This window comes from Vibrio sp. Y176, from assembly GCF_033438945.1.
Genome location: NZ_JAWOQS010000741.1, coordinates 1 through 622 on the forward strand (window position 1 = coordinate 1; position 622 = coordinate 622).

General features: G+C 46.3%; 1 protein-coding gene. It reads right to left on the reverse strand.

The genetic code is table 11. The annotated features are described in order from the left end of the window. Positions 1 to 622 (reverse strand): LTA synthase family protein (locus R7O13_RS28395; protein WP_318305394.1); only part of this gene is annotated, 622 nt, incomplete at both ends.

Here is a 622-nt window from a genome sequence, read left to right on the forward strand (position 1 = left end):
TTCGTCACTCACTCCCCAAGAGCCAACAAAGCCTGGGTTCGTATAGTTTTTCTCTTCAACAATTTGGTCGAAGCCATTGCCGAAGAAGAAGGTCTTCATGTTATCGAAGTTTGCTTCACCGCCGTAAATGAACTGTGTGTGGTAGCCTTGTTCTTTCAGCAAATCAGCAATAGTAAAGAAACCCGTTTGGCTCTTACTCAGTTTTACAACCGCGCGAGAAGGCGATGGCGGGAAGCCTGTTGTTACCGCTTCGATACCACGAACTGAACGAGTGCCCGTTGCGTACATTTGTGTGAACTGCCAGCCTTCTTGCATTAGTTCATCAAGGTTTGGTGTAAGAGGCAGACCACCCAAAGAGCCCACAAACTGTGCGCCCAAGCTCTCTTGTAACAAGATAACCAAATTTTTACGCTTGCCTTGGTACGTCGCTGGGTTGCTGTTCATGGTTGGTAGCAATGTAGGATCAAAGTCGACCTTCGTTGATGAAGCGCGAACGAGATCCAACATTTTTTGATTGTCCATCTTGCCGTAGAACTGCTCTGCGCTCTTTTCTGACTTCATATTGTTGACAGCAAATAGCAATGAGTAAGACGAATTCAGTGCTAAGTCGTTAAGCAGTGGA